This window comes from Ruegeria sp. CF1, assembly GCF_056537445.1.
This window is the reverse complement of record NZ_JBQFRN010000026.1, coordinates 1-2,470: the sequence shown is the minus strand read 5'-3', so window position 1 is coordinate 2,470 and position 2,470 is coordinate 1. Positions and strand designations below refer to the sequence as shown.

The 2,470-nt window shown below is 58.2% G+C and carries 2 protein-coding genes; both read right to left on the bottom strand.

Annotation, left to right across the window (positions count from 1 at the left end):
* Positions 1–127: 127 nt before the first annotated feature.
* Positions 128–859 carry an IS21-like element helper ATPase IstB gene (gene istB / locus ACRZ96_RS21110; protein WP_171676501.1) on the bottom strand — a complete coding sequence of 244 codons (732 nt, stop codon included), beginning with the start codon at positions 857–859 and terminating at the stop codon, positions 128–130.
* The gene (gene istA / locus ACRZ96_RS21105; protein WP_480815082.1) at positions 856–2,355 is read right to left on the bottom strand and encodes an IS21 family transposase; all 1,500 of its coding nucleotides are present in this window, start codon (positions 2,353–2,355) and stop codon (positions 856–858) included. The genes istB and istA overlap by 4 nt, the downstream gene beginning before the upstream one ends.
* Positions 2,356–2,470 lie beyond the last annotated feature (115 nt).

The following is a 2,470-nucleotide window of genomic DNA, read 5'->3' as shown; positions in this document are numbered from 1 at the left end:
TGTCAATGAGCGTTCAAAACTGACCCGGTTTCAGCATTTAAATTTGACCCACCCTATGTGGCGCAAAGCCCCCAGGCGGGCCGCCCTCATATAGCGAGTCCGTCTGGGGGCTTTGCTTGCGCGACGTTTATGTTTTTCTGCGCCGCTTGCTCTGTGCGAACCGGTATGACGTGTTGCCTGTCTCGATGATTGCGCAGTGATGGGTTACGCGATCCAGAAGCGCGGTTGTCATCTTGGCATCGCCGAAGACCGAGACCCATTCGCCGAACTCCAGGTTGGTGGTGATGATGACACTGGTCTTCTCATAGAGCTTGCTGATCAGATGGAACAGCAACGCACCGCCGGACTTGGGGAACGGGATGTAGCCCAACTCGTCGATGATGACGCAGTCCAGGGCGGAGAGCTGCCGGATGATCTTCCCGGCATTGCCCTCGGCCTGTTCCTTGATCAGCGCATTGATCAGGTCGACGGCGTTGAAGAAACGGGCCTTCTTGCCGTTGTTGATCAGGGTGGTTCCAAGCGCGATGGCGATGTGGGTTTTGCCCGTGCCGGTTCCGCCCACCAGAATGAGGTTATGCGCCTCGTCGGTGAACTGGCCTGTGCAGAACGGTTCGATCTGGCTCTGGGTAACCGCGGCCGCACCGTAATCGAAGGTGGCGAAGTCCTTGTGATGGGGGAACTTCGCGATCCGCATTTGATACTGGATGGAGCGCACCCGGCGTTCTACAGTCTCGGCGTCGATCAGTTGCTTTATCGCTGTGGTCAGACTTGGTGGCTTGCGCGCGGACAGCAAATCATGGGCGCAAGCTGCCATTCCATGCAGCCTCAAGGTAGTCAGTTGGTCGATGAGGGCGTTCATGCGGCCGCCTCCTCAGCTGAGCACAGCATCTCATAGCGCTTGCAATCGGCCTCGGGCCGCAAGGTTAGTTGCGGATAGGTATAGGCGTCGTTGAGCGGTGTGATGACCGGTTCTACCAACTGGTTGATCAGGTTGATGATGGCAGGAAGGCGCAAGGTGTTTTGTTCCACCGCCAGTTCGCAAGCCGTCTCGACCACCTCGATCCCGTGATCCTGGGCCAGCAGAAGCAAATCGACGAACTCCCGATCCCCGCCTTTGCCGGCCATGTAATGCTCCCTGATCCGATGCATGGCCTCGGGCAGTTGCCAGTCCACAAAGGGGGCGCCGTCGCGCAGGGCGCCGGGCTTGCGATCCAGCAGCGGCACGTAATGCCATGGCTCAAAATAGCTGACATTGCGAGTGAAGCGACGTTTGTGCTCGGCGATAACTTCTTGGCCCGACGCCAGCACGATCCGGCCAGCATAGGCGCGCAGCGACACATGTTGTCCGGCGAACCGGGAGGGCACACTGTATCGATTGCTGGCATATTGAACCAGGCAGGTGGAGCGGACGCGGACGGTCTTCTCCACGTATCCATCAAATGCCCGGCCCAGAGGGCGCAGCTCAGCACGCTCGTCTTCGAACATTTCTGCAATGGTGCGATCCTGATGCTCGGGATGGGCGCGCTCTGCCAGTTCTTCACAGCGCAGGCGCAGCCAATCGTTCAGCGCATCGAGATCACCAAAGGCGGGTTTGGGAACAAACAACCGGCCGCGCAAAAACTGGACCTGGTTCTCAACCTGCCCCTTCTCCCAGCCCGCAGCGGGTGTACAGGCCACCGGTTCCATCACATAGTGGTTCATCAAGGCCAGGAACCGGGGATGGAATATCCGGTCCTTTGAGCGCGAGACATAGGTCACCATCGTTTTGGGATTGTCGATGATCACCCGGCGCGGCACGCCGCCATAGAACGCCAATGCCCGCACGAACGCATCCAGCACCATCTCCTGGGCTTCGCCGGGATAAGCCACGACAAAGGGCTTGCGGCTGTGACACAGGCGGAAATGGGCAACCTTCACCTTCTGCTCGACACCGCCCAGGACAACCCGTTCTTCGCTCCAGTCAAATTGCAACGCATCACCTGCCGCAAAATGCAGCGGAATAAACGCTTCGCTCGAACCAGTGCCAGCCCGCTTCAGGTCGCGCACAAAGCGCTGAACCGGGGAATAAGACCCGGTGTAGCCCTCCGTTACGAGTTGCTCATAGAGCTTCTGGGCCGTCCGCCGCTCCCGGCGTGGTCGCTTCTGGTCCTGATCGAACAACTCCTGAAGCCGGAGATCAAACCCATTGCAAAGTTTGTGCCGAACCGGCGGGGCCTGGCGCTGGTAGCTCGGCGGGCTCTCATCCTTCAGATACTTCTTGATCGTGTTCCGTGATAATCCCGTCGACCGCGCAACAGACCGGATGCTGCGTTCCTCAACCAATACCCATCGTCGGATCTTCGATACGCTTTCCATCAATAACACCTGCTCTTTCCTCCGCACTTTTGTGCGGATCTTAACGAAAACAGGTGGGTCAATTTTATTCGCTCATAACCCACCTAAGTGGGTCAATTTTGCATGCCGATTCACA

Coding starts and splice junctions, on each gene's coding strand:
- istB (WP_171676501.1), bottom strand. CDS start 859: ATGAACGCCCTCATCGACCAACTGACTACCTTGAGGCTGCATGGAATG.
- istA (WP_480815082.1), bottom strand. CDS start 2,355: ATGGAAAGCGTATCGAAGATCCGACGATGGGTATTGGTTGAGGAACGC.